General features: G+C 71.9%; 10 protein-coding genes. 7 read left to right on the plus strand and 3 right to left on the minus strand.

The window, feature by feature from the left end:
• Positions 1 to 113: 113 nt before the first annotated feature.
• The 3 genes from ACEN9J_RS29555 to fhuF form a co-directional block, all read right to left on the minus strand.
• Positions 114 to 2339 carry a TonB-dependent siderophore receptor gene (locus tag ACEN9J_RS29555; RefSeq protein WP_261214320.1) on the minus strand — a complete coding sequence of 742 codons (2226 nt, stop codon included), beginning with the start codon at positions 2337 to 2339 and terminating at the stop codon, positions 114 to 116.
• Between the two features lie 133 nt (positions 2340 to 2472).
• Positions 2473 to 3312, minus strand: coding sequence for a formyltransferase family protein (locus tag ACEN9J_RS29560; RefSeq protein ID WP_261214322.1), 840 nt, complete (start codon positions 3310 to 3312; stop codon positions 2473 to 2475).
• Positions 3313 to 3412: 100 nt separating this feature from the next.
• The gene (fhuF, locus tag ACEN9J_RS29565; RefSeq protein ID WP_261214323.1) at positions 3413 to 4189 is read right to left on the minus strand and encodes a siderophore-iron reductase FhuF; all 777 of its coding nucleotides are present in this window, start codon (positions 4187 to 4189) and stop codon (positions 3413 to 3415) included.
• Positions 4190 to 4390: 201 nt separating this feature from the next.
• Here fhuF and ACEN9J_RS29570 point away from each other — a divergent pair, with 201 nt between their 5' ends.
• The 7 genes from ACEN9J_RS29570 (at position 4391) to ACEN9J_RS29600 (ending at position 15146) form a co-directional block, all read left to right on the plus strand.
• Positions 4391 to 6070: a cyclic peptide export ABC transporter gene (locus tag ACEN9J_RS29570; protein WP_413762775.1), complete on the plus strand. Its 1680-nt coding sequence runs from the start codon at positions 4391 to 4393 to the stop codon at positions 6068 to 6070.
• Between the two features lie 47 nt (positions 6071 to 6117).
• Positions 6118 to 7428 (plus strand): lysine N(6)-hydroxylase/L-ornithine N(5)-oxygenase family protein, encoded by a 1311-nt coding sequence (locus ACEN9J_RS29575; protein ID WP_413762776.1) that lies wholly within the window; start codon positions 6118 to 6120, stop codon positions 7426 to 7428.
• A 180-nt stretch (positions 7429 to 7608) separates the two neighbouring features.
• A complete protein-coding gene (locus ACEN9J_RS29580; RefSeq protein ID WP_296733886.1) occupies positions 7609 to 8775 on the plus strand; it encodes an efflux RND transporter periplasmic adaptor subunit in 1167 nt (388 codons plus the stop codon).
• The gene (locus ACEN9J_RS29585) at positions 8772 to 10727 is read left to right on the plus strand and encodes a MacB family efflux pump subunit (RefSeq protein ID WP_413762777.1); all 1956 of its coding nucleotides are present in this window, start codon (positions 8772 to 8774) and stop codon (positions 10725 to 10727) included. Before ACEN9J_RS29580 ends, ACEN9J_RS29585 begins: the two co-directional genes overlap by 4 nt.
• 42 nt (positions 10728 to 10769) lie before the next feature.
• Positions 10770 to 12248, plus strand: a complete 1479-nt coding sequence (locus tag ACEN9J_RS29590) for an efflux transporter outer membrane subunit (protein WP_413762778.1) — start codon at positions 10770 to 10772, stop codon at positions 12246 to 12248.
• A 71-nt stretch (positions 12249 to 12319) separates the two neighbouring features.
• Positions 12320 to 12562: a hypothetical protein gene (locus tag ACEN9J_RS29595; protein ID WP_057596710.1), complete on the plus strand. Its 243-nt coding sequence runs from the start codon at positions 12320 to 12322 to the stop codon at positions 12560 to 12562.
• Positions 12563 to 12650: 88 nt separating this feature from the next.
• Complete coding sequence (locus tag ACEN9J_RS29600; protein WP_413762779.1) at positions 12651 to 15146, plus strand: penicillin acylase family protein; 2496 nt, start codon at positions 12651 to 12653, stop codon at positions 15144 to 15146.
• Positions 15147 to 15150 lie beyond the last annotated feature (4 nt).

Genomic DNA, 15150 nt, shown 5'->3' on the forward strand with positions numbered 1-15150 from the left:
CCCCGCCCGACCAGGTTGCAGCGAGCGGCGACCTTCCCCAAAAGGAAGAGCGGGACCTTCGTTGCCGATGGCCCCGCTCTTCTTGCGTGGAGTGCGCCTCGCGGCGCGGGTGCCTACCAGCGATAGGTCGCGGTGCCCACCACCTTGCGGCGCTCGCCGTAGCCGCAGCTGTACTGGTCGCAGCTGCGGCCCACGTAGATCTTGTCGGTCAGGTTGCGCACGTTGAGCGCGAGGCTCCAGTTCTCGAAGTCGTAGCCCACCATCGCATCGACCACGGTGTAGGAGGGGATCTTCGCGATCGAGGAACTGTTGGCGCCCCAGGTCGAGCCGACGAAGCGCACGCCCAGGCCGGTCTTCACGCCGTTGCCGAAGCGGTAGTCGCCCCAGATCGCGATCTGGTTGCGCGGCGTGGCGATGAGCTGCCTGCCGATCTTCTCGGGGTTCGCGTCCGCCGTGATCTTGGCCGAGGGCGTGTAGGTGTAGGCAGCGACCAGGTTGAGGTTCTTCACCGGCTCGAAGGTGGCCTCGAGCTCGAGGCCGCGCACGCGCACCTCGCCGGTCTGGCGCGGCACGAAGTCGGAGTCGAAGGTCACGATGTTCTTGCGCCGCAGGTCGAACAGGGCGGCGCTGTAGCTGCTCTTGGTGCCCGTGGGCTGGTAGCGCACGCCGACCTCGTACTGCTTGCCGGTCTCGGGCTGGAACGGCTTCTTGGTGTCGGGGTTGATGAAGGTCGAGGGCGAGAACGACTCGGAATAGCTCACGTACGGCGCGATGCCGTTGGGTGCGAGATAGACCAGGCCGGCGCGCCCGGTGAACTTGCGGTCGACCTGGTAGGAGGTGCTGTTGTCATCGAGCCGGTTGATGCTGAAGACGCTCGCGCGGTCCCAGCGGCCACCCAGGGTGGCGACCCAGCGATCGCCCCACTTGATCTGGTCCTGCAGGTAGAAGCCGGTCTGCACCAGGCGCACGTACGAGTTGGTGCTCGGCGTGGCGGGCAGCTCGAAGGGCGCGCCGTAGACCGGCGCGAAGACGTCCAGCTGCGGGCCGGCGCCGTAGTACTGGACCGTGTCGAAGCTGCTGCGCTGGTGGTCGAGGCCGGCCAGCAGCGTGTGCTGCCAGGAGCCCGCTTTCAGCTTGGCCTGGATCTGGTTGTCCATGGTGAAGAGGTCGCCCTGCTCGGGGCTGCTGGCGAACAGCTGGCGGTTGACCACGCGGTAGTTCAGCGGGCTGAACGGGTTCTCGGGATCGAGGGTGGCGAAGCCGCCGCCGTAGATCTGGCGGTAGTCGGTCTTGATCTTGCCGTAGCGCGCGCTCTGGCGGATGGTGATCGTGTCGTTCAGCCGCGATTCGAGCTGGTAGCCGACGTCCCACTGCTTCTGGTTGAAGCGGTCGAAGTCGGGTTCGCCGAGGAAGGTCGAGGTCGCGATGCGGCCGTTGGGCGAGGCCAGCAGCGAGGCCTGCGGGGGCAGGAAGCCGTAGGTGTTGCCGACCTTGTAGTTCGTGTAGTGCGCCATCAGCGTGATCGAGGTGTCGCTCGAGGGCCGCCAGGTGAGCGAGGGCGCGAAGTACTGGCGCTTGTCGGCCGCGTAGTTGACCTGCGTGTTGCTGTCCAGGCCGAGCGCGGTGAGGCGGTAGAGGAGCTTGCCCTCGGCGTCGATCGGGCCCGAGAAGTCGGCCGCGATCTGTTTCTGCGAATGGTTGCCGACCTGGACCTGGATCTCGCGCAGCCGCTCCTCGGTCGGGCGCTTGCTCACCACGTTGATCATGCCGCCGGGACCGGTCTGGCCGTACAGCACGGACGAGGGGCCGCGCAGCACCTCGATGCGCTCGGCGCCGTAGCCCTCGAGGCGCCACACCGCGTAGTTGGAGTTGTTGCGCACCTGCATGCCGTCGAGATAGAAGCCCGGCGAGTAGGCGTCGAAGCCGCGCAGCGTGAGCCAGTCGAAGCGGCTGTCGAGGCCGTCGAGCATCTTCACGCCCGCGGTGTACGCGAGCGCGTCGGACAGGCGCGTCACGCCGAGCGAGCTGATGCGATCGGCCGTCACCACCGAGATCGACTGCGGCGTCTCGATGATCGGCGTGTCGGTCTTGGTGCCGGTGGCGCTGCGCTTGGCCACGTAGCCGTTCACGCGGCTGGTGGCCGAGGACTCGGTCTCGGAGTTGACGGTCACCGGCGGCAGCGTCTGGCCGCTCTGGCCGGTGACGGGGGCCGTGCCGGCCGGCGGCGCGTCGGCGGTCTGTGCCGCGGCGCAGAGCCCCCACAGCGCGGTGGCGGTTCCGAAGGCCGCCACGAGCGAGGCATTCAGCAGGCGTTGGCGGGGCAGGGGAAGGTTGCGCATGAAAGTTCTCTTCATTGTTGAGCCGGCCGGATTTTAGTGAGAATGGTTCTTATTTGTGTGACATGGTTACAACAGGTGTTCCCCGAGGCATGCGCTTTTTCTGCAACCGGGTGGCGAAATAGTTCTTTCGTATTTATGCGCCGCGCCTGACGTGCGGCGCGAGCAACTCGAGGCCCTGGTGCAGCGCGGGGAAGAGGCTCAGGTTGAAGTTGTTCCAGCGCAGCTCGAGGATCGAATCGCCGGGCCCGATGTCGGTGCCGAGCACGTCGAAGATCACTTCGCCCGAGTCGATGCCGTTGTCCACGTAGTGCAGCGACGCACCGGTCTTCGTCACTCGTGGCGCGGGCACTTTCGCCATCGTGTGCCAGTCGCTCACCCGCAGGCCCTGCGCGCCGTGCAGCGCGTCGAGCGTGGCGTGCGCGCCGCGGCGCTCGTAGGGCGACTCGATGCGCGTGATGCCCGGATGGATGTTGACCATGCGCCGATGGAAATGCGCGCCGGGCCGCACCAGCTCGTCGAGGATGATCAGCAGGCCGTCGAGCACGACGATGTCGGCCTGCAGCGTGAGCAGCTTGTCGAGCAGCGTGCGCTCGTAGGCGCTCTTCGCGGCCGGCCGCTCGGCGGCATCGAGCGGCAGCCGCCTGTAGGTCGACGGCACCGCGTGCAGCATCTCGCGCAGCAGTCGTCCCTGCACGCGCTGTTCGGCCGGGAAGATCCACGCCTTGTCGGGATGCCAGGCGAAGCCGTAGTCCCGCAGGGCCGCCTGGTCGCGCGGCGACTGCTCGTCGTCGTCGTAGACGATGCCCTCGAGCGAATACTGCTCGCCCAGCGGCGTGTGCTCGAGCGCGTGGGCCAGGTACTCGAGCGGCGATTTCATGTAGCGCTGGCCGCCCTGGTAGGCGATGTGCTGGCCGGCCTTGTCGGCGGCGCCGTTTCTCAGCGAAAGAACGTAGACGAGCTTTGCCTTGGGCATGGATGTGTGCGGGTTGGGATGGACGAACGCCGGCGGCGACCGCTCGCAGGCGGGCCGCCGCCGGTACCTTCGTGAAGAGACGCGGGGGCGTGCGATCTGTTCACGCCTCGGCGGCGCCGGCCTCGCGATGCCGCGGCGCGAGCGGGCAGGCCCCGCAGTGCTCCTCGCCGGGCAGCAGGTGGTAGAGGCAGCATTGCCGGTGCAGCCGCAGCGGTGGGCGGGGATCGCCCGCCGGGCGCGGCAGCACGCGCTGCCGCCCGTGCATGGGGTTCGCGCCCTGCAGGCTCTCCGGGGCGCGCGGCCAGCGGGTGGCGCACAGCAGGTGCTCGCGGTCCTCGGCGACGCGGGCCATGCCGCCGGTCAGCGCATGGGCCTGCGCGAGGATCGGCTCGAGCACGCGCGCCACGTCGCCCCAGAGGATCTTCGGCGCCACCTTCGTGAGCGCGCAGAGCGCCTCGAACAGCGGATGCAGGTGCCGCCACAGCAGGGCCTCGTAGCGTTGCGCGGTATCGGCGCCGGGCAGCGGCATGCCGATCTCGCGCAGGTGGAAGTCGATCGGACCGCCGCCGGCGTCGAGCCGCACCCAGACCTCGGCGGCATCCATCGGGAACACGTGCTGCACCACCGTGGCCGCGGCCACCACCGGCGGCAGCAGCGCGCCCAGGTAGTCCAGCACCCAGGCCGAGGCGACCGCGCGCAGGTCGGGGCCGGCCACCTGCCGCACCGCGGCCTGGCGCTGCATCAGGGCGCGCAGCACGTCGCCGTGCAGCAGGCTGTCGACCCGCAGTGCACCGGGCGGGATCGCGTCCGCGCACTGGAGGCGTTCGCCCATCGGCGCGAACTGGCCCTGGAAGAACGGCTTCAGCAGCGCGAGCATGGGTGGGCTCGCCCGCGACACGGGCAACGGATGGGGCGGTACATCACGCAAGGACGTTCGGCCACGCCGCATGTTCATCGCCGGCTGCGCGATGAACATCGGCGCCGCTGGCGCGTCTACCCCGCAAGCGGCGTCGTGCCGCCGGCAATCCGTGCCCTGCGGGGCCGTGCAATCGCCCCTCGTGGCGGAAAGAGTCTTCGAATGACATCCCCTGGCGGCCACCGCTCCGAGGCCCTGCGCCTGCTGCGACCCTTCCTGCCCTGGATCGCGCTGTCCGCGATCACCGGCGTGTGCGCCGGCGTGGCCACCGTGTTCCTGCTGCGCACCATCAACGAGGTGCTCAACCAGCAGGGCGGCATGGCCGGGGGCCTGCTGTTCACCTTCATCGGCCTGTGCCTGGTCGCGCTGTTCGGGCGCATGGCCTCCGACGTGTCGACCAACTTCGTCGGCCAGCGGCTGGTGGCGCAGGTGCGCAAGAGCCTGGCGCAGAAGATCCTCGCCGCGCCGATCGACGCGCTCGAGCGCTACCGCACCCATCGCCTGATGCCGGTGCTGTCGCAGGACGTCGACATGATCAGCGACGCGGCCTTCGTGCTCTCGTCCACGCTGATCGCGCTGGCGGTCGCGCTCGGCTGCCTGACCTACCTGGCGGTGCTGTCGCTGCCGCTGTTCTGCCTGCTGATGGTGGCGCTGGTGCTCGGCGCGACGGCGCAGATCGTGGCCCAGACCCGCGCCGAGGCCGGCTTCTGGAAGGCGCGCGAGCACGAGGACCAGTTGCACAAGGCCTATCGCCAGATCAGCGAGGGCGCCAAGGAACTGCGCATGCACCGCGAGCGCCGCGTCGGCATCTTCGGCGGCCAGATCGAGCGCATCGTCGACGACATCCGCCGCGTCAACGGCCGCGCGATCAACATCCACGTCATGGCCACCGCCTTCGGCTCGGCGCTGTTCTTCCTGCTGATCGCGCTGATCCTCGGCTGGGCCGCGTTCCGCAGCACCGAGCCCGCGGTGCTCAGCGGCTTCGTGCTGGTGCTGCTGTTCATCAAGGGGCCGATCGACATCATCGCGGGCACGCTGCCGAACGTCGGGCGCGCCAAGGTCGCTTTCAAGCGCATCGCCGACCTGTCCGCGCGCTTCGCCACGCCCGAGCCGCATCTGCACCTGGAGCGCGCCGGCGGCGGCGCCGCGATGGCGCAGGGCATCGGCATGCGCGGCGTGCGCTATGCCTTCGACGCGCCCGAGGGCGAGGCGCCGTTCGTGCTCGGCCCGATCGACCTCGAGCTGCGCCGCGGCGAGATGGTCTTCGTGGTGGGCGACAACGGCTCGGGCAAGACCACGCTGATCAAGCTGCTGCTGGGCCTGTACGCGCCGCAGCAGGGCGAGGTGCTGCTCGACGGCGCCGCCGTCACGCCGCAGTCGCGCGACGACTACCGCCAGCTCTTCACCACCGTGTTCTCCGATTTCTACCTGTTCGAGGACCTGGTGTCGCGCGAGAAGGGCGAGGCCGCCGCGCACGCGCTGCCGCAGGCGGCGCTGCCCTACCTGCAGCGGCTGGAGATCGCGCACAAGGTGAGCGTGAAGGACGGCGCCTTCAGCACCGTCGACCTCTCGACCGGCCAGCGCAAGCGGCTCGCGCTGGTGCATGCCTACCTCGAGGGCCGGCCGGTGCTGGTGTTCGACGAGTGGGCGGCCGACCAGGACCCGGCCTTCCGTCATCTCTTCTACACCGAGCTGCTGCCCGAGCTGCGCGCCAAGGGCCACATGCTGGTGGTCATCTCGCACGACGACCGCTACTTCCACGTCGCCGACCGCGTCATCACGATGCGCGCGGGACGCATCGCCGAGGACCGCGCGCGCGCGCCCGGCAGCCTCGCGGCCTGAGGCGCGGCCCGCGCACGCCCACACCCAACAGACAGGAGTTGAGATTCATGCAGCACATCCATGACCTGATCGGCGTCGGATTCGGCCCGTCGAACATCGCGCTGGCGATCGCGCTCGAGGAGAAGCGCCATGGCGGCCGGCCGGCGGACGCGCTGTTCATCGAGCGGCAGCCCAGCTTCGCCTGGCATCCGCACATGCTGCTGGAGCAGGCCCACATGCAGATCTCGTTCCTCAAGGACCTCGCGACGCTGCGCAATCCCACCAGCCGCTTCACCTTCATCAACTACCTGCACGAGAGCGGGCGCCTGCCCGACTTCATCAACCTCAAGAGCTTCTTCCCGAGCCGCCACGAGTTCAACGACTACCTGGGCTGGGCCGCGCGCCAGTTCGACGATGCCTGCGCCTACGGCGAGGAGGTGTTCGAGGTGCTGCCCGAGAAGCAGGGCGCCGAAGTGCCGCTGCTGCGCGTGCGCTCGCGGCGCGAGGGCGGCGGCGTGCAGGAGCGGCTCGCGCGCAACCTGGTGGTGAGCATCGGCGGCACGCCGCGCATTCCCGAGTGCTTCCGGCCGCTGCGCGGCGACGGGCGCGTGCTGCATTCGAGCGGCTACCTGCGCGACATCGCCAAGGTGCTCGATGGCGGCGCGGGCCGGCGCATCGCGATCGTCGGCGCGGGCCAGAGCGCGGCCGAGATCTTCATGGACCTGCAGGGCCGCCCGGGCGCGCCGCAGGTCGACTTCGTGATGCGGGCCCGCTCGATCCGGCCGTCGGACGACAGTCCGTTCGTCAACGAGGTCTTCAACGTCGACTTCACCGACTATGTCTACAGCCGCCCGAGCGAGGAGCGCGCCGCGCTGCTCGAGGAGGTCGCGCAGACCAACTACGCGGTGGCCGACCTCGACCTGATCCAGCAGATCTACAAGGTCTTCTACGACCAGAAGGTGGCGCGCGGCGAGCGCCTGCGCATGCTGCGCCAGCACGAGGTGCGCGCTGTGCGCGCCTCGGCCGACGGCATCCACCTGCAGCTGCGCGACCAGGACGCGGGCGTGGAAAGCACGGTGCGCTACGACGCCGTGGTGCTCGCCACCGGCTACGAACGCGAGCAGCACAAGGGCCTGCTGCAGCCGCTGGCGCCGTACCTCGGCGACTTCTCGGTCGACCGCCACTACCGCCTCGAGGCCACGCCCGATTTCCAGCCGGGCATCTTCCTGCAGGGCGCCTGCGAGGACAGCCATGGCATCAGCGACACGCTGCTGTCGGTGACCTCCGTGCGCACCGGCGAGATCGGCAACGCGCTGCTCGCCGCACTGCCGCGCATGCGCAGCGCGGCGCGCGAGGACGTCCGGGTGGCGCAGCTCTAGGCACCGGGCCCGCGTCGCCGCCGGCGCGGCGGCACGGACCGTCGTCCCGTGCGGTCATGCGCGGCCGGCGCCGGTCCGCGTCCCGCCATGTGCGCCGCCTTTTTCCCCCGGTGTCCCGCGCGCCGGGCGCGAGCGGCGTCCTCCATCGCCCGCTTCCGCCGAATGCCCCGTTCCTCTTCCATGCGCAGATTCGTCCTTCCCCTGTTCCTCGTGTTTGTCTCGGCCACCGTCGGGGCCGGCTATCTCTGGACGAGCCGGCCCGCGGCGCCAGCGGCCTCGGTCGCGATCGCGCGCGCGGACATCGAATCGAGCGTGACCGCCGTCGGCACGCTGCAGCCGCGGCGCTACGTCGATGTCGGCGCCCAGGTCTCGGGACAGATCCTGCGGCTGGCGGTGCAGCCCGGCGACCGGGTGCAGAAGGGGCAGCTGCTGGTGGAGATCGATCCGAGCGTGCAGCGCGCGACGGTCGATGCCGGGCGCGCCTCGCTCGCGGGCCTGCGCGCGCAACTCGCCGACCAGCGCGCCCAGCACCGCTGGGCCGGGCAGCAGCATGCGCGGCAGCGCAGGATGGCCGCCGACAACGCGACCCGCGAGGAGGACGTGCAATCGGCCGAGGCGACGCTGGCCTCGGCCGCGGCGCGCATCGACAACCTCGCCGCGCAGATCGCCCAGACCCAGGCCACGCTGCAGGCCGACGAGGCGCGCCTGGGCTACACGCGCATCTTCGCGCCCATGGCCGGCACCGTGGTCTCGGTCGACGCGCGCGAAGGCCAGACCCTCAATGCCACCTACCAGACGCCGAACGTGCTGCGCATCGCCGACCTGTCCTCGATGACCGTCTGGTCCGAGGTCTCGGAGGCCGACGTGCGGCGCGTCAAGCCCGGCATGGCGGTCTACTTCACGACGCTCGGCGCCGCCGACCAGCGCCGCTGGAGCGGCACCGTGCGCCAGCTGCTGCCCGCGCCGCCCACGCCCGCCTCGAAGACCGGCAGCACGGAGAGCGGCGCCACGCCGACCGGCGCGCCGAGCAAGGTGGTGGTCTACACCGCGCTGTTCGACGTCGACAACGCCGATGGCGAACTGATGCCGCAGATGACCGCGCAGGTCGCCTTCGTCGAGGCTTCGGCGAAGGACGTCGTCGCGGTGCCCGCGGCGGCGCTGCTGCCGGCAGGGGCGGGCGCCGCGGACCGGCCCTCGGTGCGGCTGCTGCGCGCCGACGGCTCGATCGAGACCCGGGCGATCCGCATCGGCGTGCGCAACCGCGTGAGCGCGCAGGTGCTCGAGGGCCTGGTGCCCGGCGACCGCGTCGTGGTCGGCGCGCTGGCGCAGGGGGCGCCCAAGCCGTGAGCGCGGCGGCGCTGATCTCGCTGCGGGACATCCGCAAGTCCTACGGCCGCGAGGGCGACCCCGACAGTCCCGCCACGCAGGTGCTGCGCGGCATCTCGCTGGACATCCATGCCGGCGAGTTCGTCGCGATCGTCGGTGCCTCGGGCTCGGGCAAGTCCACGCTGATGCACATCCTGGGCTGCCTCGACCGGCCCAGCGGCGGCCGCTACCTGTTCGAGGGCGAGGACGTGGCCGGCTTCGATGCCGACGCGCTGGCCTGGTTACGCCGCGAGGCCTTCGGCTTCGTGTTCCAGGGCTATCACCTGGTGCCGACCGAGTCGGCGCGCGAGAACGTCGAGATCCCGGCCCTCTATGCCGGCATGCCCGAGGCCGAGCGCCGCGGACGCGCCACCGCGCTGCTGCGGCGGCTGGACATGGGCGCGCGGCTGGACCATCGGCCGAACCAGCTCTCGGGCGGCCAGCAGCAGCGCGTGGCGATCGCGCGCGCGCTGATGAACGGCGGGCGCATCCTGCTGGCCGACGAACCCACGGGGGCCCTCGACAGCCGCAGCGGCGCCGAGGTCATGAAGCTCCTGCGCGAACTCGCGGACGCGGGCCACACCGTCATCCTGATCACCCACGACCGACAGGTCGCGGCGCAGGCACGGCGCGTGATCGAGATCCGCGACGGCGAGATCGTGGCGGATTCCGGCGCCGTCGCGACCGATGCGCCGCCGCCGGCGCATGCCGCCGCCTCGAGGCGCGCGGGCCCGCGCTCGCAGGCCTCGCTCGCCGCCGACCTGCACGAGGCAGCGCGCGCCGCCTGGCGCGTGATGTGGGCCCATCGCTTCCGCACCGGGCTCACGCTGCTGGGCATCGTGATCGGCGTGGCCTCGGTGATCGCGATGCTCGCGGTCGGTGGCGGCTCGCAGCGGCAGGTCATGGCGCAGTTCGAGACCTTCGGCGTGCGCACCATGTTCCTCGCCGCGCGCGAGGGCAGCGTGCGCTCGCCCGTGGCGCCGCTGACCTTCGAGGATGCCGAGATCGTGGCCGGCGTGCCCAACGTCGAGGACGTCGCGCCCTACATCGAGGACCGCGTGGTCGCGCGCCGCGGCAACGTCGACCATGCCACCGAGGGCGGCGGCACCACGCCGGGCTTCGCGCGCGTGCTCGGCTGGGGCGTGAGCGAGGGCCAGATGTTCGACGCGCTCGACGAGCGGCGCGTGGCCAAGGTGGCGGTGATCGGCCAGACCGTGCGCCGTGCGCTGTTCGCCGACGGCAGCGATCCGGTCGGGCAGGACATCCTGATCGACAAGGTGCCGTTCCAGGTCGTGGGCGTGCTCGCGGCCAAGGGCTCCACCGACGGCGAGGACCAGGACGAACGCGTCATCGTGCCGTTCTCCTCGGCCGCCGCGCGGCTGTTCGGCCACCGCAACCCGACCTGGATCGGCGTGCAGGTGCGCGACCTCGAGCAGGCCACGCAGACCGCCGAGGCGATCGAGACGGCGCTCGCCGAGCGCCGCCGCGTGCGCGACGTGCGCGTGTGGAACCGCGTCGAGGCGATCCGCGTGCAGTCGGCCACCGCGCGCGCCATGACCGTGATGCTCGGCCTGATCGCCGCGATCTCGCTGGTGGTCGGCGGCATCGGCGTGATGAACGTGATGCTGATGACGGTGCGCGAGCGCACGCGCGAGGTCGGCATCCGCATGGCGACCGGCGCGCGCCAGACCGACATCCTGCGCCAGTTCATGACCGAGGCCGTGCTGGTCACCTCGGTGGGCGGCACCGTCGGCGTGGTGGCCGGGCTGCTGATCGTCGCGGGCCTGATGCTCGCGAGCGTGCCCGTGGTGTTCTCGCTCGCCGCCACGCTCGGCGCCTTCGGCTGCGCCGTGCTGACCGGCCTGGTCTTCGGCTTCATGCCGGCGCGCAGCGCGGCCCGCCTCGATCCCGTGGTGGCCCTCGCATCCCAGTAGGCAGCGACCGTGCGCCCTTTTCGTCCCCAGCCTTCCGACGCCATGCCGCTGACTTCCCCGTTCCCTCGCGCGCCGTGGCTCCCGCTGGCGCTCGGTGCCCTGTTGCTGGCGGGATGCGCCACGCCGCCGGCCGACGCCGACCGCGCGGTGGTCCTGCCCGCCGCGTGGCGCTCCGCGGCGCCGGCCGCCGCGCAGGCCGGCGCCGCCGATGCGCAGTGGTGGCGTGGCTTCGGCAGCGCCGAGCTCGACGAGCTGATCGAACGGGCGCAGGCCGGCAACCATGACCTCGCGATCTCGGCCGCGCGCGTGCAGGCGGCCCGCGCGCAGGCGCGCATCGCGGGCGCGGCCTTGCTGCCCACGCTGGCCGGTACCGTCGACGCCAGCCGCGACGCGCGCCTTGGCGGCCGCGGCGGCCAAGGCGGCGACTCGAACTTCCTGGGCTTCGCGGCACGCTACGAACTCGACCTCTGGGGCCGCCTCGAAGCCTCGCGGCGCGAGGCGCTGCAGGGGCTGCGCGCCAGCGAATTCGACCGCGATGCCGCGCGCCTCGGACTGAATGCCCAGGTGGCCTCGGCATGGCTGCAGCGGGCGGCGCTGCGCGAGCGCGAAGCCATCGCGCGCGACAACCTCGACAACGCACGGCGCGTGCTGCGGCTCGTGGCATCGCGCCATGCCGCCGGTGCCGCCACGCCGCTCGAGCTCGCGCAGCAGCGCGGGCTGGTGGCGGCGCGTCAGCGCGAGCTTCTCGCGCTGGGGCAGCAGGCCGCCGACGCCCAGACGGCGCTGGCCCTGCTGTTCGGTCTGCCGTCGTCGGCGCAGGGCGGGGTGCCGGCCGGCGACGCGCGCCTCGAGGCCCTGCGCGTGCCCGCGATCGACGCCGGCCTGCCTTCCGAACTGCTGGCACGCCGGCCCGACATCGCCTTCGCGGAGGCACGCCTGGCGGCGGCCGATGCGAACGTGCAGGCCGCGCGCGCCGCGCTGCTGCCGAGCGTGTCGCTGAGCGCCACGCTCGGATGGCGCGGCGGCAGCGGCGCGGGCAACCCGTTCGACAACCCGGCCTACGGCCTCGTGGCGGGCCTCGCGGCACCGGTCTTCGATGGCGGACGGCTGCGCGGCGAGCAGGCGCTGGCCGAGGCGCGCCGCGAAGAACTGCTGCAGGCCTACCGCCGCAGCATCGCCGCCGCTTTCGCGGACACGGAGACCGCCCTCAACGGCCTGGCCGGTCTCGACGCCCAGGCCGAGATCCAGGCCGAGGAACTGCTGCAGGCCCGCCGTGCCGCCGAGCTCTCGGAGTCGCGCTACCGCGCCGGTGCCGAGACGCTGCTCGCGCTGCTCGATGCGCAGCGCACGCTCTACGGCGCACGCGACCAGCAGGTGCAGCTGCTGCAGTCGCGCCTGCAGGCGCGCGTGGCGCTCTATCGGGCGCTCGGCGGGGGATGGCGCGAGGCGCCGCCGGGCGGCCGAGGCCTTCGCGCCGCGCGCCCGGGTGAGCGCCTGCTTTCCCGGAGCGGCCCGGAATGAACATAGGCCAGGGTCGTGCGTCAGTACGAAGACGCAGACAACGCTTCGGCACATTCGCAAGGCAGTCGACGATGAAAAACTCTTCTCTCACGCGTTCCGAAGCTGCCGTCGCGACTGCCTGGACGCTCTTCAGCCGCCTGCACGACGAGCCTTCGCGCGCCCATGCCCACAGGCTGGTGACCTGGCTCGGCGAGGACCCGCTGCATGTGCGCGCGCTCGACGATGCCCTCACGCTGTGGGCACTGGCCGGCGCGGCGCTGTCGCGGCCCGCGTGCGGCGACGACGCCACCGTCCCGCGCACCGGGCTGCAGTGAACAAGGCGGCGCCACCGCCGTCTTCCGGAGGAGCAACGGCCCTCGGCTACCGATCGGGCTGTGTTGCCGCAACCAGGCGGAGTCGCGCGTGATCTTTTCTTCGATGGCAGGTGCCCCGGCGGCATCGGGCCGGCAACCGACGGCGCGCGCCACGCGTGCCCTGGGCATGGCGTTCGTGCTGGCGCTGCTGGCGGGCCCGCCCGCCGGCGCGCGCGAGCCCGGCGAGCCCGTTCGCGAGCGCGTGTCCGCCTCCGCGATCGACATCCGCCGTACCGCCGACGGCATGCCGCACGTGCGCGCATCGGACTGGCGCGGCCTGGGCATCGGGCAAGGCTATGCACAGGCACAGGATGCCCTGTGCACGCTGGCCGATGCCTTCGTCACCTACCGCGGCCAGCGTTCGTTCTATTTCGGTCCCGACAGCAAGCCCGCGACGAGATCGACCTTCGGCACGCCCGCCAACCTCGACCTCGATTTCTTCTTCAAGGCCTTCGCCGATGCGCCGGCCATCGAGGCGCTCAAGCGCGAGCAGCCCGCGGCGCTCGATGCGCTGATCGCGGGCTACGCCGAGGGCTACAACCGCTACCTGGCGACGCTGGACAAGCCGCGGCCCCGGGGCGCCGCGAGGCCGGCCTGCGCCGATGCGCCCTGGGTGCAGCCCATCGGCGCCGACGACGTCTACCGGCGGATGGTGGCCGCGGCCCTCGTGGGCGGCTACCTCCCCTTCCTCGCCGAGATCGTGAAGGCCCGGCCCGCGGCCGATGCGCCGCCCGTGTCGCCCGACCGGCTCTCGCTGTCCTCGCGCCTGGCCATCCCGGTCGGCGACGCTATCGGCATCGGCAGCAACGTGCTGGCCTTCGGCGGCCAGGCCACCGGCGGGCGGGGCGGGGTACTGTTCGGCAATCCGCACTGGTACTGGGGCGGGCCCGACCGCTTCTACCAGTCGCACCTCACGCTGCCGGGCCGGCTCGACGTGGCGGGCGTGTCCTTCCTCGGCATCCCGGTGGTGATGATCGGCTTCAACAACGACGTGGCCTGGAGCCACACCGTGTCGGCCGCGCGGCGCTTCGGCCTGTTCGACCTCACGCTCGACCCGGCCGATCCCACGCGCTACATGGTCGATGGCGTCTCGCAGCCGATGCGGGCGCGGCCGCTGGCCGTCGAGGTACGGCGGCCCGACGGTTCGACCGCCATCGAGCGCCGCACCCTCTACAGCACCCGCTTCGGGCCGGTGGCCGATCTCGGCGCGCGCCACCCGGCGCTCGGCTGGAGCGCGCGCAAGGCGGTCGCGCTGCGCGACGTCAATGCCGACAACCACCGCATCTTCCGCAACTTCTTCCGCTGGAACCAGGCCCGCTCGCTCGACGAGTTCATCGCCATCCAGCGCGAGGAGGCCGCGATGCCCTGGGTCAACACCGCGGCCATCGGGCGCGGCGACGACCGTGCCTGGTATGCCGACATCGGCGCCGCGCCGAACGTGCCCGATGCGTTGCGAGCCGCCTGCGCCACGCCGCTGTCGCAGGCCTTCGCGGCCTTCGACGCGGCCACGCCGGTGCTCGACGGCAGCCGCTCGGCCTGCGATTGGCAAGGCGATGGCGCCGCCGTCCAGCAGGGCGCGATACCCGCCGCGCGCATGCCCGGCCTGCTGCGCCGGGATTTCGTCGCCAACATGAACAACAGCCACTGGCTGGCCAATCCGGCGCAACCGCTCACGGGCTTCGCCAGCAACCTCGGCGGTGGCGAAGCGGCGCTGTCGCTGCGCGCGCTCGAGGGCCTCGGCATCGCGGGCGAACTGGCGGGCGCCGGCTCGCGCTCGGCCCGCTCCCTCGCGGACCGCGTGGCCGCCAAGGTGCTCGAAGCGCGCGCCTACAGCGCCGAGCGTTTCAAGACGCCGTTGCTCGACGGCATCTGCCCGGCCGGCAGCGTGGCGCTCGGCGCCGGCGATCCCGCCCCGGGCCAGGCCGTGGCCGCCGCGCGCTCGGTCGACATCCAGCCGGCCTGCGAGGTGCTGCGCCGCTGGTCCGACCGCGCGGATGCGCAGGACCGCGGTGCGCTGCTGTGGGACTTCTTCTGGGCCCGCGTGCAGAAGATCGCGCCGGCCGAGCTCTATGCCACGCCGTTCTCGCCGCGATCGCCGCTGACGACGCCGGACGCCATCCGGGCGTCGGACCCGCGCGTGGCGCGCGCGCTCGCGGGCGCGGTCGAGGACATGGCGGCCAGGGGCTGGCCGCTCGACACCCCGCTGGGCGCGCAACGCTTCGCGCGCAGCGAGGGCCGCGCCGTGCCGCTCTACGGCGGCTGCGATGCCGAGGGCTACTTCACCGTGGCCTGCGCGCGCGACGGCGACTACGCGATGGGCGAGCTTTCGCACGGCAACACCTACCTGCAGATCGTCCATTTCGACGCACGCGGCGTGCAGGCTCGTACGCTGCTCGCGCACGGCGAGCGCGAGACCGCGGTGACGAACGGCGCGGGCGCCGCGCCGGTGCTGCGCTATGCGCGCAAGGACTGGCTGCGCTTTCCGTTCCGCGAGGAGGAGATCGCGCGCGATCCGTTGCTGGTGCGGGAGACGCTGCGGCCCTGAACGG

Source organism: Variovorax sp. Varisp41 (assembly GCF_047325085.1).
GTDB lineage: Bacteria > Pseudomonadota > Gammaproteobacteria > Burkholderiales > Burkholderiaceae_C > Variovorax.